Source organism: Myroides phaeus (assembly GCF_009799805.1).
GTDB classification, from domain to species: Bacteria; Bacteroidota; Bacteroidia; order Flavobacteriales; family Flavobacteriaceae; genus Flavobacterium; species Flavobacterium phaeum_A.
Genome location: NZ_CP047050.1, coordinates 2,184,237 through 2,205,824 on the forward strand (window position 1 = coordinate 2,184,237; position 21,588 = coordinate 2,205,824).

General features: G+C 30.1%; 18 protein-coding genes. 16 read left to right on the forward strand and 2 right to left on the reverse strand.

Annotated elements, in window-relative coordinates; genetic code table 11:
• Positions 1 to 3: 3 nt before the first annotated feature.
• Positions 4 to 3,072: a SusC/RagA family TonB-linked outer membrane protein gene (locus GQS07_RS09805; protein WP_158210633.1), complete on the reverse strand. Its 3,069-nt coding sequence runs from the start codon at positions 3,070 to 3,072 to the stop codon at positions 4 to 6.
• 1,182 nt (positions 3,073 to 4,254) lie between these two features.
• Here GQS07_RS09805 and GQS07_RS09810 point away from each other — a divergent pair.
• Both GQS07_RS09810 and GQS07_RS09815 read left to right on the forward strand, forming a co-directional pair.
• Entirely contained in the window at positions 4,255 to 4,479 is a 225-nt protein-coding gene (locus GQS07_RS09810) for a helix-turn-helix domain-containing protein (RefSeq protein WP_233269263.1), read from the forward strand.
• Positions 4,480 to 5,076: 597 nt separating this feature from the next.
• The gene (locus tag GQS07_RS09815; protein ID WP_158210634.1) at positions 5,077 to 5,274 is read left to right on the forward strand and encodes a topoisomerase C-terminal repeat-containing protein; all 198 of its coding nucleotides are present in this window, start codon (positions 5,077 to 5,079) and stop codon (positions 5,272 to 5,274) included.
• 73 nt (positions 5,275 to 5,347) lie between these two features.
• Here GQS07_RS09815 and GQS07_RS09820 read toward each other — a convergent pair whose 3' ends face one another.
• Positions 5,348 to 5,875, reverse strand: a complete 528-nt coding sequence (locus GQS07_RS09820) for an antirestriction protein ArdA (protein ID WP_158210635.1) — start codon at positions 5,873 to 5,875, stop codon at positions 5,348 to 5,350.
• Positions 5,876 to 6,558: 683 nt separating this feature from the next.
• Between GQS07_RS09820 and GQS07_RS09825 the strand changes: the two genes are divergently transcribed.
• The 14 genes from GQS07_RS09825 to GQS07_RS09890 all read left to right on the forward strand — a co-directional run bounded on the left by GQS07_RS09825 (position 6,559) and on the right by GQS07_RS09890 (position 21,447).
• On the forward strand, positions 6,559 to 7,185 hold the full coding sequence (locus GQS07_RS09825) for a DUF6266 family protein (protein WP_158210636.1): 627 nt from the start codon (positions 6,559 to 6,561) through the stop codon (positions 7,183 to 7,185).
• Between the two features lie 437 nt (positions 7,186 to 7,622).
• Positions 7,623 to 8,966 (forward strand): nucleotide sugar dehydrogenase, encoded by a 1,344-nt coding sequence (locus GQS07_RS09830; RefSeq protein WP_158210637.1) that lies wholly within the window; start codon positions 7,623 to 7,625, stop codon positions 8,964 to 8,966.
• Positions 8,967 to 8,984: 18 nt separating this feature from the next.
• Positions 8,985 to 10,103: a non-hydrolyzing UDP-N-acetylglucosamine 2-epimerase gene (wecB, locus tag GQS07_RS09835; protein WP_158210638.1), complete on the forward strand. Its 1,119-nt coding sequence runs from the start codon at positions 8,985 to 8,987 to the stop codon at positions 10,101 to 10,103.
• A gap of 58 nt (positions 10,104 to 10,161) precedes the next feature.
• A complete protein-coding gene (wecC, locus tag GQS07_RS09840; protein WP_158210639.1) occupies positions 10,162 to 11,373 on the forward strand; it encodes a UDP-N-acetyl-D-mannosamine dehydrogenase in 1,212 nt (403 codons plus the stop codon).
• A 6-nt stretch (positions 11,374 to 11,379) separates the two neighbouring features.
• Positions 11,380 to 12,819 carry a lipopolysaccharide biosynthesis protein gene (locus tag GQS07_RS09845; RefSeq protein WP_158210640.1) on the forward strand — a complete coding sequence of 480 codons (1,440 nt, stop codon included), beginning with the start codon at positions 11,380 to 11,382 and terminating at the stop codon, positions 12,817 to 12,819.
• The gene (locus GQS07_RS09850) at positions 12,816 to 13,979 is read left to right on the forward strand and encodes a polysaccharide pyruvyl transferase family protein (protein WP_158210641.1); all 1,164 of its coding nucleotides are present in this window, start codon (positions 12,816 to 12,818) and stop codon (positions 13,977 to 13,979) included. The genes GQS07_RS09845 and GQS07_RS09850 overlap by 4 nt, the downstream gene beginning before the upstream one ends.
• A gap of 11 nt (positions 13,980 to 13,990) precedes the next feature.
• Positions 13,991 to 15,205, forward strand: coding sequence for an O-antigen ligase family protein (locus tag GQS07_RS09855; RefSeq protein WP_158210642.1), 1,215 nt, complete (start codon positions 13,991 to 13,993; stop codon positions 15,203 to 15,205).
• Positions 15,202 to 16,017, forward strand: a complete 816-nt coding sequence (locus GQS07_RS09860) for a hypothetical protein (RefSeq protein WP_158210643.1) — start codon at positions 15,202 to 15,204, stop codon at positions 16,015 to 16,017. The genes GQS07_RS09855 and GQS07_RS09860 overlap by 4 nt, the downstream gene beginning before the upstream one ends.
• A 15-nt stretch (positions 16,018 to 16,032) precedes the next feature.
• Positions 16,033 to 17,193, forward strand: coding sequence for a hypothetical protein (locus GQS07_RS09865; protein ID WP_158210644.1), 1,161 nt, complete (start codon positions 16,033 to 16,035; stop codon positions 17,191 to 17,193).
• Positions 17,162 to 18,403 (forward strand): glycosyltransferase family 4 protein, encoded by a 1,242-nt coding sequence (locus GQS07_RS09870; protein WP_158210645.1) that lies wholly within the window; start codon positions 17,162 to 17,164, stop codon positions 18,401 to 18,403. The genes GQS07_RS09865 and GQS07_RS09870 overlap by 32 nt, the downstream gene beginning before the upstream one ends.
• Positions 18,396 to 19,028, forward strand: a complete 633-nt coding sequence (locus tag GQS07_RS09875) for a sugar transferase (RefSeq protein WP_158210646.1) — start codon at positions 18,396 to 18,398, stop codon at positions 19,026 to 19,028. The genes GQS07_RS09870 and GQS07_RS09875 overlap by 8 nt, the downstream gene beginning before the upstream one ends.
• Positions 19,003 to 19,542, forward strand: coding sequence for a GNAT family N-acetyltransferase (locus tag GQS07_RS09880; protein ID WP_158210647.1), 540 nt, complete (start codon positions 19,003 to 19,005; stop codon positions 19,540 to 19,542). Before GQS07_RS09875 ends, GQS07_RS09880 begins: the two co-directional genes overlap by 26 nt.
• Positions 19,529 to 20,434: a 1-aminocyclopropane-1-carboxylate deaminase/D-cysteine desulfhydrase gene (locus tag GQS07_RS09885; RefSeq protein ID WP_158210648.1), complete on the forward strand. Its 906-nt coding sequence runs from the start codon at positions 19,529 to 19,531 to the stop codon at positions 20,432 to 20,434. Before GQS07_RS09880 ends, GQS07_RS09885 begins: the two co-directional genes overlap by 14 nt.
• A gap of 2 nt (positions 20,435 to 20,436) precedes the next feature.
• The gene (locus GQS07_RS09890; protein ID WP_158210649.1) at positions 20,437 to 21,447 is read left to right on the forward strand and encodes an ATP-grasp domain-containing protein; all 1,011 of its coding nucleotides are present in this window, start codon (positions 20,437 to 20,439) and stop codon (positions 21,445 to 21,447) included.
• The last annotated feature ends 141 nt before the right edge of the window (positions 21,448 to 21,588 follow it).

Below are 21,588 nucleotides of genomic sequence, written 5' to 3' on the forward strand. Positions count from 1 at the left end.
TTTTTAAAAGATTAGTTCAACACCAAAGGAATAAGTTTTAAGAGGAGGTAAGAATCCGATTACTGTAAATTCTGGATCAATTCCAAAATAGTTTGTAACTGTCCACAAGTTCTGTCCTTGAAAGTAAAGTCGGAAAGAATTCAATTTGGTATTAGGTAATTTGATCATATAAGACAATGATATGTTCTTCAACCTAATATATGATGCGTCACTTATTGTTTGGTTACTTTGTCTAAAGAATTCTGTTGCATCATTTAAGTCATTATTCATACCTGTAGTATAAAAAGCATAGTTGCTATTAGGATTGGTAGGAGACCAACTATTTAGCATTTCTAATGGTTGATTTCTTATTGAACCAGGAGTATTTAAATTATTATTGTAGTTATAGCTATTTTGTTTTACAAATTGAAATAAGAAATCTAAATTAAACTGTTTGTATGTTAGCGTGTTTTGTAATCCACCATGATATTTAATACCAAGTTCTTTTATACTTTGTTTATCTTGAGTATTAATTTTTCCATCTTTGTTGTAATCTGTAAAAACATAGAGACCAGTAACGGGATCAACTCCTTTAAAATTGTATAATTTTCTAATATTTGTTGATTTACCTACTTCAAATTGATTGGCATAAGTAGAACCTTCTAGGTTAGGAAAATCTAGTAAGGTGTTTTTAGGAAATGAAATATTAAAGTTTGTTCTCCATGAAAAATTACGAGAAAAGATATTTGTTGTGTTTAAAGTAAATTCCCACCCTTTATTTTCAATTGTAGCATTTAGATTATCTTGGATAGAAGGAAACCCTGTTGTTGATGGCAAAGGAATTCCTACTAATTGATTTGAAGATCTGTTTTTATACCATGATATAGTTGTATTTAGTCGTTCTTGTAATAAACTAAATTCTATAGCTGTTTCTAATTTATTTGTTTTCTCCCAACTAAAGTTTGGATTATATAAGCGTGAAGGACTTAGACCTGTTGTATTAGCATATGAAGACATATTTAAGCTATAAGTATCTAAGTATTGGTAATTACCAATATTGTCACTACCAGATGTCCCATAACTCGCTCTTAATTTAGCATGATTTAACCATGATAAAGATTTAAGTAACTTTTCTTCTGAAAATATCCAAGCAGTACCAATTGCACCAAAATTTCCAAATCTATTGTTGTCACCAAAACGTGAAGATCCATCTCTTCTTCCTGTAAGGTTAATTATGTATTTTTGATTATATGTAAAATTTAAACGCCCAAAGAAAGCTAAGTATTTATATTGTAGATTTCCTGTTTGCTTAATTGTTTTGGTTTTCGCAGCTGCTATGTTTGAAATTAGTGCATTTGATGGGAAATTACTACCACTAATACGCATAGAATTAGAAGTGTTTTCTTGGTATGTAGATCCAATAAGGACATTGATACTTAGTTTATCTCCTATAATGGTAGACCAATTTAATTGTGGTTCTACTATATAAGACATACTGTTTTTTGTTGAATTTTCAGCCTTTGATTGTTCAGAAGTATATTTTTTAGCAGGATCATGTATTGTATGTGGAGTTAATAGTTTTTCCTCAAAATGAGTATTAGTCAATCCTGTATTTATTTTAAAGAGTGTATTTTTAAATACATTATAACTTAAATCTAAGTTTATAACAAGATTGTTACTATCATATTTATAAGTTGCTTGATTTGGAGCAATAGGGTTTCCATAGATACCAAAATCCCAGTTAAGACCTCCATCTTCTTTGTATAATGATGGAGCATTAGGGGCTAGTATTAAAGCTTGTTTAGTTAGGTCTGTAGAAATTAAGTTATTAGACTGTATGGCATAATTAGTTGATGAATTAATCTGAAGTTTATTGTCTTTACTTTTGTGGTTTAGATTGATAAAGAATGTATTTCGTTTATAGCCGCTATCTGTAGGAAAAACTGTTGTGTCTTCATTGTGATTTGCATTGATTAAGAAATGGGTATTTTCACTTCCACCTGATACACCAAAAGATATGTTTTTACTAATAGCAGTTCCTCCAATTAATTCTTTTTGCCAATCTGTATAACGATTTTTATCCCATGTGCCATTCATATCATAGGCATAGATTGGAAAAGTAGTAATATTATCATTTTTAAATGCTTGTTCACGCATCTGATTAAACTGCTCAGTATTCATCAGTTTAGCAAAATTGGCTACCTTGCTAAAAGCTGTAGAAGAAGATAAGGTGAAACTCGTTTTATCTTTTTGGTTTTTCTTTGTTGTAACTAAGATTACACCATTTGCTCCACGTGAACCATAAATTGCTGTAGCATCAGCATCTTTTAATATTTCAATGCTTTCAATATCATTAGGATTTATTGAATTTAAAGGATTGACATTACGCATTGGCAATATACCGATTGATAAATCAGAATCAGACATATTTGAATCAGAGAAAGGTACTCCATTGATTACATATAAAGGAGCATTGCCGTCAATTGTGCTGTTTGCCATACTACGTAAACTATTTCTACCACGTATTTGTATATCAAATCCTCCGCCAGGAACTCCTGAGTTTTGCGTAATACTAACACCTGCCATTCTACCTTGTATAGCTTGTAAAGGATTAGTCACAGGCTGAAATTCAATATCTTTAGCAGTCACACGAGCAATACTTCCTGTGCGCTCACGATCCTTAACGCTGTAGTATCCAGCATTGACTACAATTTCATTAAGAGTACTACTATCTTCACTAAGCGTAATATTAAGAACACTCCCACCAGAGTACACCATAGACTGATCTTTATAACCAATCATTGAAAAGGTAATCTTATCACCAGAAGTAATATCTATGGTATATTTTCCATTTAAATCTGATGTAACTACTGTAGTCCCAACTGTCACTATAACACCTCCAAGAGCACCAAAGGAATCCTTTACTGTTCCTGAGAGTTTTATAGTTGTTTTTTGTTTTGTATCTTGTAATGTATTAGACACATTTAAAAACAAGTTCTTATCATTTGATACGGCATAAATAGGGTAAATAGTAAAGCTACTTAAAAGCAGAACTATCCCATAACCAGCAATGGTTGTAAATAGAGTTTTCATAATGTTTATAGTTGATTTTGATATATGCTTTTAAATCATTAAGATTCTTATTGCCGTAGTACTTAATAAGCTTATATCAAAAGGTTAGTTAATAGGTATTCATATTATTTTATAAAAACTATCCCCAAGCTCTAAAGCACGTCTCCCAAAATGCAAACTAGAGCAAAGGGATAGTCATGGACTGTTAGCATTACTTAAAACTCCCTTTAAGCAATACTTTTTGTTGTTTTTTAAAGTGCCTACTAAGTACTATACCTGTATTAAATAACTTAAGTATAGCTTTTTAGCAAGCTTTTTTTCTCCATAATTAAAATGTTTTAAAAATTGATTAATAAATAGTTCAGTGAAAAACTTTTCATAGCATTTTTATAACTAACTAAAAAACCTTGCCTTATAATTGAATGGATGAATAATTTAACTTGTATGAATTATAAGGCAATAAATGTCCTGTACGCATCTAAAACTGTTTTTAGACATAGCGTAAAATGTGTTATAACTCTAACTAAATAGATAATAGGGTAACCATCTAACATTAAAGAGTTAATGTCAAATCAATCTACAGCGATAAGATTTAGTTAAACTAAAATTTATTCATAGGCTAAAATGTGGGTTTAGTTACTAATTGTTTTTTGATAAATAATAAAATGTAATAATTGAAAAAATCTCGAATAGAACATTCGATAAGTCCATTAAGGATAGATAAGGTATTGAAAGCATTCATTAAATATGAACACTAAACAAATCCACCTTTGTTTTAAAACCTCTATATACCTAATTGGGAGACGGTATGAATAAAGGTTGTAGTATGTTTAATATAAAGCGAAACTTAAGTATTTCGATAAAGTGAGAAGTAAATGACAATCCTATATAAAATAAGTTGGCATGGGTACTCACAATATCCAAATCGAGGTACTGGCATACCGTGCAACGAATAAGTGAGCCCATGCCTAGGTCATGGGCTAAGATACTTATTTTCTCGTTGCTAAAATGAAAAGTGCCAGTTTTCGATAAGAGAAATAAATAAGCTTTAGCTTATATAATAAAAAATGTGTCATTAAAACTTAAACCAAATAAAAAAGGTTTATATAAAAACAAATATACAAAAAAATAGTTATGTTACAAGAACTTGTAACATTTATAACGTAATTAATTACGCAATTTGTAGAAACAGCAGTAATTAATATGGAAAAAGAACTAATTTTAAAAAAATTTGGTGAGCATGTAAAGGAATTAAGAGAAAGTGTAGGTCTAAGTCAAGATGATGTTGTTCTTAATGGCTATAAGATTACTAAAGGAACAGTTAGTGATATAGAAAATGGAAAAAGAAATTGTTCTTTGACAACTTTGATAGATTTAGCAAAGGGGTTAAATAAACCACCTAAAGAATTATTAGATATTAAATTTTAAGATATATGGTGCACTAAAAATGTCATATCTGAGAGAAAGTAGCAACATTGTTCCAGTAGTTATTTTAATTCTAATAGTAGTGAAAATATTTGTGCCTCTTAAATAAAAAAACATGCTTTTGAAACATATAGTTTAAATACGATTAATAATTTAGTTAATACATTTTGGACTATTGGAATATATGTCTCTGCTACAGGTGTGGAATTTTGAGAATTCTAGAGTTTGTATAGTTCTTTCTAATTAAAACTCATTGAAATAAGATTTCTTGTCTTTATTATTACCTTCTATTGGTAAAACTTGGCAGATTGATTCTATCAAGTTTTTTTGTGATGTTAGATTTAATAAATTTAATCAATCTGTTAAAATCTAAAATTATGAATATAAATCGTACAGAATTCCTTTTATGAATGGAGCGTATTATGACATGTTTTGATTATTTGTCCGAACATATGAAAGGGCTTCTCTATGAGAGTACTTACTTTCTTGTTTGCTTATCTCTATTCTTTGAAACAAACCAACTATCTCACATCAGGTTATGAAATTTGTAGTTGCTTGGGCGGAACTACATTGTAACAAAGAGAAAAGGTCGTTAAATGTTTGGATACTGATTGTAATTGGGTGTTGTTTAGAGAGATTTGTGGCGTTAAGCTCTCCATTGATGATATCACAGATTTACTTGAACAGGGGAAAACCAAACTGCTAAAAGGATTGATAAGTAAATCAGGAAAGAAATTTGAGGCTTATATTAACCTTAAAGAAGATTGTACTACTGGATTTGAGTTTAAAAGTAAGTAATTAAAACTAAATATACCAAAAGAAGTTATCTAATTCAGATAACTTCTTTTGGTATATACTAATCAAAGAATTATTAGCTATTTCTAAATATATGACCATTTTCATTGGTATAATCACCAATGAAAAGATCTTTAGCAAAGCTCTCATAATCAAAATATGATTTTGCAAAATCAGATAAATCATAGCATTCATCAATGATTTGATAAGCGAAATCTTCTTCACTATTGTAATATCCTTGATAATCATCTTCAAATGATTCAAATAATGAGTCTATATCATCAGATTCAATATTTGGATTACTAATGCTTATCCAAGCTGAAAAAGCTTCTAAGGTTTTATAATCTAAATCTGATACTTTTTCAATGATTGAAAAGATATTTTCTGAAAGACTATTTTCAGAGATTAATTCAGAAGGAATGTTTTCCCAATCTTGAAACATAAATTCAGGATCTGTTTCATCAGCATGCAGTTCCGAGCAGAACTCATAAAACTCCTCAATAGAACTAAAGTTATTAAGTTCTATCCATTGTCCTTTAATTGAACCATTGTTATACTTAGCATAAGTACCAACATAAACTTTTGAGTGCATTAAATTTTCCATGATAAATAGTATTATGACCTTAGGGTCTGGTTAATTTCATGGCTATAGAGTTTTGGTTTTTAGCTATGAGCAAGTTTCACAAAATAAATACGCTCATAGAGTGAGGAAGATTTATTGCGGTAATCCATAGGACTTGAACTTGCAAAAGCTAAAAAGCTAAAAAACTTTGCCTAATGGAAATACCAGAGCTAAGGTCTATATGGAAATAATGAAGGGAAATTTAGTCGGTTGTTATAGGGATATTCTGCTCTAATTTACATTGAATAAATTTGTTTTGATAGGGATGTGTCTATATAAAAAAGATAAGATTGCCCCCAAAGCATTATCACCTATGTTGAATTTTACACCTATATGAATTTAGACTTGTTCGCAAGTCGTTCGGAAAAGGGGCAGGCTTCCCGATTAATTCTTGAATTTTAGCGAAGAATGTTACCTATCAGTTACGTTAAACACAATTTGTGTGCCCCACAAAAAGCAATGCAATATAAAGTCGAGACGAGAACGGAAAAAAAAGGAAAAGAACGGAAGAAAAGGGAAAAGAACGGAAGAAAAAGGACAAACGCGGAAGGGCTATAAAAAAGTTTTAAAAAGTCGCCGTAGGTTTGCAATGTGTTCAGAATCAAAGAGTAGCTACTGGATAAGGACGCAAATTTTTATTAATTAAATTTTAAAAAACCATTATCATGGCAGAATCAGAAAAAGGAATTTTAGGACCTGTAAGAGGAAAAGTAGGAACAGTTGTAGGAGCAAACTGGAGAGGTAAAAACATTTTGAGATCAGTACCTCGAAAAAGCAGAAAAGCACCAAGTGCCAAACAATTAGTTCAGCGTACCAAGTTCAAATTAGTAGCCAACTTTTTGAGCCCGTTATTTGCCCTAACAAGCAAGTACTTTGGACAATACCAAGGCGTTAAATCGAGAACCAACTTAGCGATGTCGTATCACTTGTTAGAAACGATTGAAGAATCACAAGGCGGAGAATTTGAGATCAACTATTCTAAAGTAGTAATTACAAAAGGAGTATTAGACAATGTTCGTGTAAGCAACTACGAATTTGAAAACTGTAACCTTACGATTGAGTGGACAAGCGGCGTTAGTAATAACCTAAGCAAAGGAGACGACAGAGTTACCGCTATTGTTTATAACAAAGTTCAAAAGATGTTTTTACCAAACCAGATCTCTGCAAGTCGCGATGAGGGTACTATGACAGTTGTTTTAGCAGAGGAGTGGAAAGTAAATGAAAATGAAGTATGGCTTGTTGTTACAAAAGGCGATCAGTGTAGTACAAGTATGTACGTAGGTATTGTGTAGTCGATAGCCCATAGTAATTTGATTGTTTAATTGAGAAGGTTCACCGTATGTGGTGAACCTTCTTTTTTGTTTCCCGTTTCCCGCATTACGGTTTTCGGTTCCCCATTTCTCATTCCCGATTATCACTTTACGTTTACTTAATATTTGTCTTAAAAAATGTAGTAAAACACTTTAATAAACTTAAAAACAAAAAATAAACATTTTAAACCTGTTAAAAGGTGTTTAAAGGTGTTGAGTTATGTGTCTTTTCAAGGGATTCCTTGTCTTAAATATACTCCCTCAAGAAAAGTACTACTTCACTGAAAAAGGGTGTTTTTAATTGAGAAAAAGTTTTTAAAAAGTGTACATTTGTAGCTTGATGTCTTAGGAATGGCAATTATTAACAACAATATGGGTGTATTGAAAATTAGTAATTAACCAATCAAAAACATAAGAAAATGGGAAAAGAGTATAAAATAGCGGTAATAGGACAAGGGTATGTAGGTTTACCATTGGCATTAGCATTTGCTAAGCATTACCCTGTTGTAGGATATGATATCAAGGAAAAAAGAGTTGAAGAATTAAGAAATGGGAAAGACGAAACCAGAGAGGTTGAGGAAGACCAATTAAAAGTTTCTTTATTTGAATACCAAACATCAGGGGCAATTCGCGGATACCTGCCAACGAATCAATTGAGCGATATAGCGGATGCCAATGTGTATATAGTAACAGTACCAACACCAATTAATCAGTTTAATGCACCAGACTTATCTCCCTTAAAAGGAGCGTCTAAGTTAATTGCATCAGTGATTAAAAAAGGAGACATTGTGATTTACGAATCAACAGTATATCCGGGGTGTACAGAAGAAGAATGTTTGCCAGTAATAGAGCAACACTCCACTTTAAAATACAACGAAGATTTCTATGCAGGTTATTCGCCAGAGCGTATCAATCCGGGAGATAAGGTAAACACCTTAGAAACCATTATGAAAGTTACCTCAGGAAGTACAGAAGCCGTAGCAGAAGAAATCGATCAGTTATACAAAAAGATTATCAAAGCAGGAACGCACAAAGCACCTTCAATGAAAGTAGCAGAGGCGGCTAAGGTAATTGAGAATGCACAACGCGATGTGAATATCTCTTTTGTAAACGAGTTAGCTTTAATATGCGACCGTTTAGGAATAGACACACAAGACGTATTAGAAGCAGCAGGAACCAAGTTTAACTTCTTAAAGTTTAAACCCGGTTTAGTAGGAGGACACTGTATCTCAGTAGATCCGTATTACTTAGCGCATAAAGCTATTCAGGTAGGGTATTATCCCGATGTTATTTTATCAGGGCGTAGAGTCAATGATGAAATACCTGTGTTTATAGCAAGCAAGGTAGTAAAGATGATGGTTCAGAAAGGAATAGACGTTAGTAAAGCAAGAGTATTACTGATGGGAATTGCTTTCAAAGAGAATTGTCCAGATACAAGAAATACGAAAGTAGCTAATATCTACAAAGAATTAGCAAGCTATGGTATTCAAGTAGATGTTTACGATCCTTGGGTTAGTAAAGAAGAAGTTAAGGCAGAGTATGGGATTGAGGTGATGACGAATGTAGCAGAACTATTTAAGAAAAAAAATCAGAATAGTGATCATCGTTTTCCGCCAAGTACAAAAGTTTATAGTGCTGTAATATTAACAACTGCACATGCAGAGTTTCGTGCTGTAAATATAAGTGATTTAATTACTTCTCCTTCGGTTGTTTACGATACTAAAGGAGTGTTAGTTAGAGAAGATATAGATTGTAGATTATAAAGATTTATTTAAAATAATATGAAAAAGAATTTAATTGTATTTGGTACAAGACCAGAAGCTATAAAAATGGCTCCATTGGTAAAAGAGTTTAAAAAGCATAGCGATAAATTTGATACACGAGTTTGTGTTACCGCACAACACCGCGAAATGCTTGATCAAGTTTTAGCGTTTTTTGATATCGTACCCGAATATGATATGAATTTAATGAAACCTAATCAGAATTTATATTCTCTAACGGGGGATATAATTAACGGTTTGAAAGATGTATTAGAAGATTTTAAACCAGATTATGTTTATGTACACGGAGATACCACTACTACAATGGCATCGAGTATTGCTGCTTTTTATAGTGGAGCAGAAGTATGTCACGTAGAAGCTGGATTGCGTACGCATAATAAACGTGCTCCTTTTCCAGAGGAAATCAACAGACAGATTACAGGTAGAGTAACAGATTATCACTTTGCACCAACTGAAGCTTCTCGTGCTAATCTACTTCGTGAAAATATTGCAGAAAAAGATATTTTAATTACAGGAAATACTGTAATTGATGCACTATTAGAAAGTGTAGAGCGCGTTGAAGATTTACAAAATGAAGAAATCGACAATTTAAAAACAATTGTAGATCCCAATAAGAAGTTGATTTTAGTAACAGGACACAGAAGAGAGAATCATGGAGATGGTTTTATTCGCATTTGTGAGGCCTTAAAAGAAATAGCTTTAACACATAAAGATGCACAAATTATCTATCCTGTACATTTGAATCCAAATGTAAAAGGACCTGTATATGAGATTTTATCAGGAATTGATAATATTCAATTAATCTCACCTTTGGCTTACCCATCATTTGTATGGTTAATGAACCAAAGTTTTATGATTATTACCGATAGTGGAGGAGTACAAGAAGAAGCGCCAAGTTTAGGGAAACCTGTATTGGTTATGCGTGATACTACTGAACGTCCAGAAGCTGTAGAAGCTGGAACAGTTATTTTAGTAGGAACGGATAAAGCTAAGATTGTAAACGAAGCGAATAGCTTGTTAACAGATGAAAAGCGCTATCAAGCGATGTCAGCTTTACACAATCCTTATGGAGATGGAAAAGCGTGTGAGCGCATTGTAGAATTTATAGCTAAATTATAACAGACGCAATTCATTGCGTTTTTAAGAAAAAATACAACAAAACAAGATTTATATACAAATGAAAAATACACAAGTAGTAACAATTGGTTTAGGGTACATCGGATTGCCAACTTCAGCATTAATTGCACAAAATAAAATAGGAGTTCACGGAGTTGATATTTCACAACACGTTGTGGATACAATTAACGCAGGTAAAATTCACATTGTAGAACCAGATTTAGATAAGGCAGTGGCTCAGGCTGTAGCAGAAGGTTATTTAAAAGCGGCAACTACACCAATTGAAGCCAATACATATTTAGTTGTAGTTCCAACTCCTTTCAAAGGAAATCACGAACCAGATATTTCTTATGTAAAAGCAGCTACTACAGCTATTATGCCTTTGTTAAAAGAAGGTGATTTGTATATTATAGAATCTACTTCTCCTGTTGGAACAACTGAGAAAATGATGGAATACATTTTTACAGAAAGACCAGAATTAGAAGGAAAAATATATTTAGCATATTGTCCTGAGCGTGTATTACCAGGAAATGTAATGCACGAATTAGTTCACAATGACCGAGTAATTGGTGGGGTGAATGAAGAATCTACTCAAAAAGCAATTGCTTTTTACAGTCAATTTGTACAAGGAACATTACACCCAACAAATGCACGTACAGCTGAGATGTGTAAATTAACAGAAAACTCTTCTCGTGACGTTCAAATTGCCTTTGCAAATGAGTTGTCATTAATTTGTGATAAAGCGGGTATTAATGTTTGGGAATTAATAGAATTAGCCAATAAACATCCACGTGTAAATATTTTACAACCAGGATGTGGGGTAGGAGGACATTGTATTGCAGTAGATCCATATTTTATTGTTTCTGAATTCCCTATGGAATCTCGTATTATCGCACAAGCAAGAGAGATAAATAACTATAAGTCATTCTGGTGTGCTGAAAAAGTAAAAACAACTCGTTTAGAGTTTGAATTGAAAAACGGTCGCCAACCTGTGATTGCAATTATGGGATTAGCATTTAAACCGAATATCGACGATTTACGTGAGTCTCCGGCTATTCATATTGCTGAGCGTGTATTACAAGATTCTGGAGATGCAGATATGTATATTGTAGAGCCTAATGTACACGAACACAAAGTGTTTAAATTAACAGATTATAAAGTAGCCGTTGAAAAAGCGGATATTATTGTATTCTTAGTGGCTCATAATGAGTTTAAAGCTTTAGAAATAGCAAGTGATAAAGTAGTATTAGATTTTTGTGGTATTAATAAATAAGGTTTTATGTCTCTAAGGAATAAAACTATAAATGGTGTTATTTGGAGCGCTATTCAAAGTATTGGAACTAAAATTATCCAATTATTAATTACAATAATTATAGCTAGGGTATTAATGCCAGAAGACTATGGTCTAGTTGGTATGTTGTTTATATTTATTGCATTAGGGAATGTAATTATTGATGCAGGATTTAGCCAAGCTTTAATTAGAAAAGAAAATGTTTCAGAAATAGAGTATAGTTCTGTATTTTATTTTAATGTTATAATGGGGCTTTTTATATATATAGTATTGTATTTTTTTGCCCCTTTGATTGCAGATTTCTATAATGAGCCGATATTATTAGATATTTCGAGACTGTCATTTTTGATATTTCCAATATCGGCTTGTGGTGTAGTCCAATATACAAAATTATCTAGAGAAATAAATTTTAAGTTGCTTGCCAAGATTTCTTTATTAGCAACTTTTATTTCAGGGTTTCTCGGAATAGTTATGGCGTATTTAGATCAAGGAGTTTGGTCATTAGTATGGCAATCTCTTGTATTCAGTATAATACAAGTAGCACTTTATTGGTGGTATAGTAAATGGAAACCTTTATTTGTTTTTTCTTTAAAACCAATATCTAATTTAATTAGTTTTAGTTTAAGTTTATTAAGTACAAATGTTTTAATTGTTGTATTTAACAACCTTTATACTCTTATAATAGGTAAGGTGTATAATGTTGATACAGTAGGTTATTATAATCAAGCCAAACGTTTTGAAGAAATTCCTACACAGACATTAACTACTATTATTCAAAAAGTTAGTTTTCCAATATTGTCACAATTACAAAGCGATGATGTAAAGTTAAAGAGTGGTTATAGAAAAGTTATCAACATGGCTGTTTATTTAAATTTTCCTTTAATGATTATGTTAATAGTTGTTGCGGAGGATTTGTTTACTGTTTTGTTAGGAGCAAAATGGATACTTGCAGTTCCTTATTTTCAATTGCTTTGTTTACATGGAGTTTTTTTTCCTTTGCATTCGATTAATGTGAATATTTTGAAGGTGAAGAATCGTGGAAAGAAATTATTATCATTAGAGATTGTAAGAAGATTATTAATGATTATTGCAATTGTATTAACTTTGCCATTAGGAGTATATTGGTTATTAGTTGGCCATGTAATAGCTTCTTTAATCTCGATTATAATAAATATGTATTATTGTGGTAAAGAAATTAGTTTTAGTTTAATACAACAGTTTAAAGATGTATTGCCTACATTAATTCTATCAATTGTTTGTGGTCTTATTGTGTATACAGTACATTTTTTAAATATCGAAGTAAGTGTATATATTAAATTAATTTTTCAAATTGCTTCAGGAGCTTTTCTATATTTGATGTTTAGTATATTTTTTAAGATTGAGTCTTATAGAGAATTAATTAAAATTGTAAAAAGTAAAATAAAATGACAAAAAAAATAGCGATATTGACATTTTTTAAATCTGGAAATTTTGGAGGAGAACTACAAGCTTATGCTTTACAAAAAGTATTGAGGGAAAGTGGATATAATGTCGAGGTTTTACACCAGTTAAGACCAAATAATAAGGAGTTTATTGATACAGGAAATTATAAACCTATTTATTCTCCACAGGATAAAAAAACTAAAAGTTCAAGGATTAAAGGAAAGATTGTTGCTAATGTAACTAAAATTTACAATGGACTTTTTGGTAAAAATGCTCGTGTGCGTGCTAAAAGATTTGATGAGTTCGAGAGAACACATATAAATTTGACTCCTAAAGTTTTCTATTCATTTGATGATTTATATAATTCTAATTTAGATTATGATATTTATGTAGTTGGAAGTGATCAAGTATGGAATTTTGAATATATATTTTCACCAGAACCATATTTTTTAACTTTTGCTCAAAGTGGAGCTAAAAGAGTATCTTATGCAGCGAGTATTGGTCACTCTGAATTGCCTGAAGAAATAAAACCTTTCTATAAAAAGTGGATAGATCAATTTGACAGTATTTCTTTAAGAGAACAACAAGGAGTGGATATAGTGAAAAGTATTAGTGATAAAGAAGCTATTACTGTTTTGGATCCTACTTTATTAATAAAAAAGGCTGAATGGGTTAAGTATTTAGGAGTGGACAATTTAGATAAAAATGAAAAGTATTTGCTAATTTATACTTTAGTGGAATCTAAGTATGTATTTGAAAAAGCTTTTGAAATTGCTAAACATTTAAATTTAAAGATTAAAAGGGTTGTTCCTAGATCTTGGACTAGGGAAGTATACAGTAATGTAGAAAATATTTTTGATGCAGGACCTATAGAATTTATTGAATTGTTTGCTAATGCTTCATTTGTGTTAACAAATTCGTTTCATGGTACAGCTTTTTCAGTTAATTTCAATATTCCTTTTTATTCAATACCTAAAAAAACTAAAAAAACAAATAGTAGATTTATCAACTTATTAAAATTAGTAGGATTAAGTGATAGAATAGTTTACGATGGAGAGAATAGAGATGTATTAAATTCTATAGAAGTTGATTTTAGTAAAGCTAATCAAAAGTTAGATGAAGAAAGAGTTAAATCATTAGAGTTTCTTTATAAATCAATAAATTAGTATTTATTTTAATGTATAAAAAAATCAATTGTTCGATAAGTAAAAAGTACTTATTTATCTATTATTTATTTACTTTTTTAGGGTTTTACGCATCTATTTTATTATTTGCTAGTTTTGCAAGTTTAGAGACTTCTAGATTATTAACAATACCTATTCGTTTAGTTTTAGCTTTTACATTAATTGTACTTTTTCTTAAAAATATTAGGCAATTGCATTTTTCCAAAATGCAATTGTCTTTTCTTGTTTTTTCAATATTTTATATTATACGAATTCTTATAGATTATAGTAACGAAGTTTATTACTATACAAGTTATCCTATTGTTTTAGGTTATTTTATTTCATTTTCATTTTTACCATTTATTATATTAAGTAGCATAAAAATTACTAAAAATGATTTAGATTATATTTTTAATGCTTTTTTAATTGGAGGAATAGCTTTCTCTATCTTATGTTTAGTTTATTATGGTAAATTTATTGGACAAGTAAGTAGGTTAAGTTCAACTACTGCTGATGAGGATACTTTGTCTCCTTTAGCATTATCATATTGTTCTTCGTTAATAATTGGAGTTTTTTCATTTTATCTTTTGCACAATAGTGTGGAATGGAAAAAGAAATTTATTATGATTTCATGTATCTTGTTATCTTTTGTTCCTTTTTTCTTAGGAGCTTCGCGAGGATCTTTGATGACTTTAATAGGAGTTTTTATATTTTATATTTTAGTAGGAAAAGGTGCTAAGTTTTTTTTAAAATCATTAGTTATTTTAGTTTTCTTCGTTGTTGGTATAGTTTTTTTAGATAATTATTTAGGGAGTGGTTTATTGGATAGATTTTTAAGTACTTCTGAACAGATCGATTCAGGCGCAAGTGGTGCAATTAGAATAGTAATTTGGGAAAATGCTTTTAATCAGTTTTTAGACAATCCTTTTTTTGGTGATAGTTTACGCGTAGTTGGTTGGAGAGGATACGCTCATAATTTATTTATTGAAGTTTTACAGACTACCGGATTATTTGGGTTTATACCATTATTTATTTTGATTTATTATGTCTTTAAAGTTTGCTTTTATATAGGGAAAAATAATAAAGAGTATTTTTGGGTAGTAGCTATATTTATTCAAAGTTTTGTTCAACAGCTATTTTCGGGGGCTATTTATACAGCTTCTTGGATGTGGAGTAGTATGGGCTTAGTATTAGTTTTATATTCGTTTTTAAAGAAAGATGTAAGATGAGATATATAGTGTTTTTCTTTATTTTGACAAGTAGTATATGTTATAGTCAAAGTGAAAAAGAAATTTTTATTAGATATAATTTGTATAATACAGAGGAGAGAGTGTCTTTTTCTCAAAAGGATTATCAAAATTACTTTCTTTTAACGCCAGGATATTTTTTATACAAAAACAGTATAGACTTAAAAGTATTATCCAAAACGATTGAGGCTTGGTTCCCAGACAAAAGGGATAATAGTTATTTAGTAATTGATTGGGAGCGAGATTATTTTAAAAACTTAAAGAAGGGTAGAAATACAAAGGATTTTAAGAAGTCAGAAAAAGCTTTTATGTATTTAATTAAGCTTATAAAAGATTTGAGACCTAATTTAAAGATAGGTATTTACGGTATTCCTTTTAGATTTAATTATAGTTTTCAAGAAATTGATGATTTAGAAAAATTTACGACGCTATTATTAGAATGTGATTTTATTGCTCCTTCATTATATTTGTCTTTTTTAAATGTAAATAGCAATAAAAAGTTTTTAGAAAATAATTTAGAACAGACTTTTAAATTAGCCTCGAAATTGAAAAAACCAGTTATTCCTTTTTTTTGGTATATGCATGTTAATCAGAATAATACTGTAATAGTTGATAAAGACAATATGGATTTATATTTAAACTACATCTATAGTTATAAATATTTAGAAAAAGAATCTGTATTTGGATTGTTTTGGTGGGATGCAGCTAGTATTTCGCATATTATCCATAGTAAAAGCGCTCAAGAAAAAAATATTTTAGAGAGAATAGATATTTTGAAATATTATAATTTTTAATAATCAATAATTTAAATGAAAGTTAGTCATATTATAAAATCACCTTCTTATGATAGCGATGGGAGATTGCAAAAATGGATTCGTGGGTTTAGTAAAGTAAATATAAAATCTAATGTGTATATAATTGAGGATTCTAACACTAAGAGTATTGAAAAGTTAGGTGATACAATTCTTGTTAAAGATAATCTTTGGTTTAGAAATTTTTTTAAACAAAGGAAAGGTTATCTTTTTAAGTCCTTAGAATATATGGTTAAAGTAAAGCGTTTTATTTCAAAATATAAGTCTGATATAATTGTTTTCCATGATGTGCAACAATATTTAAATTTACTTGTATATTGTTTGTTTTTTAAAACTAAAAAGTGCTTTGTTATTTGGGATTTACATGAATTACCACATTCATTTATTTTTAGGACTATGTTTACTAAAAAACTTTTAAAGTATGTCTTGGAGAGTGTTGATTTAGTTATTTATACAAATGATGAGAGAAAGGAATATTTAAGATCAAAATTGAATTATAGTGAAAAAGATTTTAAAGTTTTAAATAATTATCCTGATTTAGATTTTTTGGAAGAAAAGAAAAATTCTTTTCCTATCGAGTTGTTTGGTTTAAGAAAAAACATACCATATATTTTATGGTTAGGGGGAGCACTGAAAGGAAGAAACTTTGGATTCTTTATAGAAGCATATAGAAAAGTTAGCGATAGATATAATTTAGTTGTTTTAGGGAAAGTTGAAAAAGAGTTTAATAATCTTATTGAGGAGGGAATACAGAGTAAGAAAATTTATAATTCGTTTGTTAAACAAGAAGAATTAATTAAGTTTATTGACAATGCTTGTTTTTCTGTGGTGCTTTATAATGATCGTAAGCCCAATAGTTTTTATTGTGAACCCAATCGACTGTATCAATTGATTTATAGAAAAGTTCCTGTTATAGTTGGAAATAATCCTACTATGAAAAATATTGTAGAGAAATTGGATGTAGGTTTGGTTTTGTCAGATGATGGTTCTTCAATAGAGAATATTGTAGAATTGATGAATGATATTAACACTGATAAATTAAAGGAAAATTTAGAAAATTTAGAAATTAAAGATGTTTTTTCTTGGGAGAAACAATTTAATGAAATTTTAAGATCGATATATAACAATGAAAATATTATTAATTCATCAGTACTTTAAAGAGTCAGATGTAACGGGAGGTGCACGTTTTAATGAGATGGTTCGTATTTGGAAAGAACAAGGACATGATATCACTGTTTTAGCGGGCGATTTAAATGTTCAGCTTCTTTCTAAAAAGAAAGAATATAGAAATAAATTTGTTCTTAAAACAAATCAAGAGGGAGTAGAGGTTTTTAGATGTAATGTTTCTGAATCTTATAATTCTAATTTCTTAGGTAGACTTTGGGGGTATTTTTCTTTTGTCTTTTCAAGTACTTATGCAGGCTTGTTTAAAGTGAAAGGTAAGTATGAAGTAATTGTAGTTACTTCTCCTCCTTTGTTTGTTGGAATTACTGCTTATTTAATTTCTCTATTTAAAAGAGTACCATTTGTTTTTGAAATTAGAGATTTATGGCCTGAGTCAGCTATAGATACGGGTGTTTTGAAAAATAAACTGATAATAAATTTCGCATATTTATTTGAAAAATTCATTTACAAAAAAGCATCTTTAATTAATGTACTTACGCCTGCGTTTTATAAAACTTTAGTTGAAAAAAAGAATGTAGCTAAAGATAAAATTATTGAAATACCAAATGCTGCGGATTTTGACATGTCAGATGATTTATTATCTAATTTTGATTATAAATCTTTTCGAAAAAAATTGGGATGGAATGAAAAATTTGTGGTTATATATATGGGAGCACATGGTGTAGCAAATGGGTTACATCAAATAAATGAAACTGCGGCATTATTAAGAGATACAAATGTTCTTTTTGTGTTGATTGGTAACGGGATGAAAAAAACACAATTGATACAGCAAACAAAGGATTTAAATTTAAGTAATGTATGTTACATGGATGCAATGCCTAAAAAAGAGGTGTTAAAGTATGTACTTGCATCAGATATTGGGGCATCAGTATTAATTAAGAATGATACGTTTAAAACTGTTTATTCTAATAAAACTTTTGATTACATGTCTTGTAAAAAACCAATATTAATGGCAATTGATGGTGCTTCACGGGAATTAGTTGAAACAGCAAAGGCAGGAGTTTTTATTGAACCTGAAAATCCAAAGGATTTTTCAGAAAAAATAAAATTTTATATGGACAATCAAAATTTGCTTGAGATTCAAGGGGAAAGTGGTTATAAGTATGCAAAAGAAAATTTTGACAGAAATTATTTAGCATTAAAGTATTTAGAATATTTAAAACAATTTGAATCGAATGTATAAGTTTTTTTTAAAAAGAGTGTTAGATTTTTTAGCTTCATTTTTTGGGTTGGTACTTTTAAGTCCTATTTTTATTATTGTTACGATAGGATTGTTTTTTGCTAATCAAGGGAAACCCTTTTTCTTTCAATCTCGTCCTGGCAAGGGTGAGAAAGTATTTAAAATTATTAAGTTTAAGTCAATGAATGATAAAAGGGATGCTAATGGAAATTTATTGCCAGATGTGGATCGATTAACACCTGTAGGAGCTTTTGTTCGTAAGACTTCTTTAGATGAAATCCCCCAATTGATAAATATTTTAAAAGGCGATATGAGTTTAATAGGTCCAAGACCCTTATTAGTGGCTTATTTGCCTTTTTATACAGAGCGTGAAAAATTACGTCATACAGTAAGACCTGGAATTACTGGTTTAGCACAAGTTAATGGTAGAAATACCATTAACTGGGATGAGAGGTTAGAGTTTGATGCTAAATATGTAGAGAGTTTATCTTTTAAAAATGATGTAAGAATTTTTTTTCAAACAGTTAAGAATGTAGTTAATCGCAAAGATATTGTAGTAATTCCTGGACAGTTATTTACACGATTAGATATATATAGAAAAAATGGAAATAGTACCGAAGCGATTTAGTGAACAAGACATAGAGACAAGAGTTGATTGGATAAACAATCCATTGATTAATTCAACTATGTTTTTTGAAGTTCCTGCATTAGTTGATAAAACTCTGAAATGGTATCAATCAAATGTCGATAACATTAATCGTATTGATTTTTCTTTTTTTAATAAAAAGGATGAGTGTATTGCTATGGGAGGATTTACTGGAATAAGTAAAGAACATCATCATGCTGAATTTTATGTAATGGTTAATCCTATTTTACAAGGACAAGGTATAGGAAAAAAAGTTTCAGAGTGGATGTATAATTATGCTTTTTCAGTTTTAGGACTTAATAAAATATATTTATATACGAATGATGATAATGTAGCAGCATATAGAATTTATGAAAAGTATGGATTTCAACTTGAAGGAATTCTTCGTAATCATAAATGGAAAAACGGGAAGTTTCAGAATAGACGTTTCTATGGCTTGCTAAAATCTGAATGGGAGGAATCTGAATGGAAAAAGTATTATAATGAAGAACTTTAGACTAATTACCAAATTAAACGAGAATATTTCTGTGTTTCGTGATGATCTTTATCCCTTTTTAGGAGGGGGGAATAAAGGAAGAAAGATGGATATTATTGCAGAAGATATTTTTAAAAAAGGAGCAAATGCTTTAGTGACAACAGGAGGTATTCAATCAAATCATTGTAGGGCTGTTGCTGTTTTTGCAGCTCAGTATCGAATGAAATGTACCTTAGTTTTACATGGCGATCAACAAAAGTTTCACATTGAGTCAGGTAATGCAAAAGTAATGAGAGATTCTGGTGTTAATATTATTTTTGCTAAAAATGCAAATGAAATAGGAGATGTAATGGATGCTGAAATGAAAGAATATAGTAAAAAGGGGTTTAATCCGTATTATATTTGGGGGGGCGGACATACTTTTGAGGGAGGCAAAGCATATATTAGCGCGATCAAAGAATTAGAAAAATTTTGTTGTAAAAATAATTGGTATCCGGATTACATTTTTCATGCTTCAGGAACTGGTTCAACTCAATCGGGTATTCTTGCTGGTTTAGATAAGTATATGCAAGATACGAAGGTTATTGGTATTTCTGTTGGAAGGAAGACAGAGCAAGCTACTAAAGTTGTAGGTGAATTTTATAAAGAACTTTGTAATTATTATAACATTAAATTTTCAAATAGAGAAGTGATTGTTTTAGATGATTATTTATGTGGAGGATATGGTATGTATAATGATGAAATTAAGGAATTGTCTCAAAACTCAATAAAAGAATTTGGATTTACATTAGATACCTGTTACACTGCTAAAGCTTTTTATGGTATGAAAGATTTTATTAAGAGAAATGATCTTGAAAATAAAAAAGTTTTATTTTGGCACACAGGAGGAATATTTAACTATTTAGCAGAATAAAAATGAATATATTATTTACATGTGCTGGACGTCGTAATTATTTAATAAATTACTTCAAACAAGCTTTAAATGGAAAAGGGAAAGTTTTTGCAACAGATATGCAATTAACTGCTCCTGCATTAGTAGATGCAGATGTTGCTATACAAGTACCAGCTATTTATGATAAAGCATATATAGAGTCTTTAAAGAGTATAGTAAAAGAAAATAAAATAGATGCTGTAATTTCTTTAAATGATTTAGAATTACCAATTTTGTCTGAAGTAAAATCTGAGATTGAAGCTTTAGGTGCAATAGTAATTGTTTCAAGTGAGGAAGCTATTAAAGTAGCTTTTGATAAATGGGAGACTGTGAAATTCTTGGAGAAGACTGGCTTAAGATCTCCTAAGACTTTTATTGATTTAGATGAAGCAAAAAAAGCAATAGAATTAGGAGAGTTAAAATTTCCTTTAGTAATTAAACCACGTTGGGGAAGTGCATCAATAGGTATTGATTTTCCTGAGGATATGGAAGAGTTAGATTTAGCTTATCAGTTACAAAAAATAAGATTGGGTAGAACAATTTTAGCTGAAGCAAGTAAAGAAGATTTTGATCACGCAATTTTAATTCAAGAAAAAATACCTGGGGCTGAATATGGTATGGATGTATTAAATGATTTTGATGGTAATTATCAAGGTACGTTTGTTCGTCAAAAACTTTCTATGCGTTCTGGTGAAACTGATAAAGCAATTTCTATTCTTGATTCTCGTTTTAACGTAGTTGGTGAGGCAATTGGAACAAATTTAAAGCATATTGGAAATTTAGATTGTGATGTATTTGAACACAACGGTGAATTGTATGTTCTTGAGTTAAACCCACGTTTTGGAGGAGGGTATCCTTTTTCACACGAAGCAGGTATGAATACAGCAGCTGCATATATTTCTTGGTTAGAAGGTAATAAAGGTATTGAACTCTTTAATCAATATAAAGCAGATATTATGTTTTCTAAATGTGATAGATTATTAAAAGTAAATTAAAAATAACACAAAACCTTTCATCACCCGATGAAAGGTTTTTTTATTGCCTAATAAAAACGACTACTTTGCTGATTTTAACTTAATATAATTAGCATTATTCGTACATTTGACATTCCAAAATAGAACAAAAACATTACAATA

Excerpts from the sequence above, each read along its gene's own strand:
- wecB (WP_158210638.1), top strand. The coding sequence starts at position 8,985 with ATGAAAAAGAATTTAATTGTATTTGGTACAAGACCAGAAGCTATAAAA.
- GQS07_RS09860 (WP_158210643.1), top strand. The coding sequence starts at position 15,202 with ATGAGATATATAGTGTTTTTCTTTATTTTGACAAGTAGTATATGTTAT.
- GQS07_RS09825 (WP_158210636.1), top strand. The coding sequence starts at position 6,559 with ATGGCAGAATCAGAAAAAGGAATTTTAGGACCTGTAAGAGGAAAAGTA.
- GQS07_RS09850 (WP_158210641.1), top strand. The coding sequence starts at position 12,816 with ATGACAAAAAAAATAGCGATATTGACATTTTTTAAATCTGGAAATTTT.
- GQS07_RS09870 (WP_158210645.1), top strand. The coding sequence starts at position 17,162 with ATGAAAATATTATTAATTCATCAGTACTTTAAAGAGTCAGATGTAACG.
- GQS07_RS09805 (WP_158210633.1), bottom strand. The coding sequence starts at position 3,072 with ATGAAAACTCTATTTACAACCATTGCTGGTTATGGGATAGTTCTGCTT.
- GQS07_RS09875 (WP_158210646.1), top strand. The coding sequence starts at position 18,396 with ATGTATAAGTTTTTTTTAAAAAGAGTGTTAGATTTTTTAGCTTCATTT.
- GQS07_RS09820 (WP_158210635.1), bottom strand. The coding sequence starts at position 5,875 with ATGGAAAATTTAATGCACTCAAAAGTTTATGTTGGTACTTATGCTAAG.
- GQS07_RS09845 (WP_158210640.1), top strand. The coding sequence starts at position 11,380 with ATGTCTCTAAGGAATAAAACTATAAATGGTGTTATTTGGAGCGCTATT.
- GQS07_RS09830 (WP_158210637.1), top strand. The coding sequence starts at position 7,623 with ATGGGAAAAGAGTATAAAATAGCGGTAATAGGACAAGGGTATGTAGGT.
- GQS07_RS09890 (WP_158210649.1), top strand. The coding sequence starts at position 20,437 with ATGAATATATTATTTACATGTGCTGGACGTCGTAATTATTTAATAAAT.
- GQS07_RS09810 (WP_233269263.1), top strand. The coding sequence starts at position 4,255 with ATGGAAAAAGAACTAATTTTAAAAAAATTTGGTGAGCATGTAAAGGAA.
- GQS07_RS09885 (WP_158210648.1), top strand. The coding sequence starts at position 19,529 with ATGAAGAACTTTAGACTAATTACCAAATTAAACGAGAATATTTCTGTG.
- GQS07_RS09865 (WP_158210644.1), top strand. The coding sequence starts at position 16,033 with ATGAAAGTTAGTCATATTATAAAATCACCTTCTTATGATAGCGATGGG.
- GQS07_RS09855 (WP_158210642.1), top strand. The coding sequence starts at position 13,991 with ATGTATAAAAAAATCAATTGTTCGATAAGTAAAAAGTACTTATTTATC.
- GQS07_RS09880 (WP_158210647.1), top strand. The coding sequence starts at position 19,003 with ATGGAAATAGTACCGAAGCGATTTAGTGAACAAGACATAGAGACAAGA.
- wecC (WP_158210639.1), top strand. The coding sequence starts at position 10,162 with ATGAAAAATACACAAGTAGTAACAATTGGTTTAGGGTACATCGGATTG.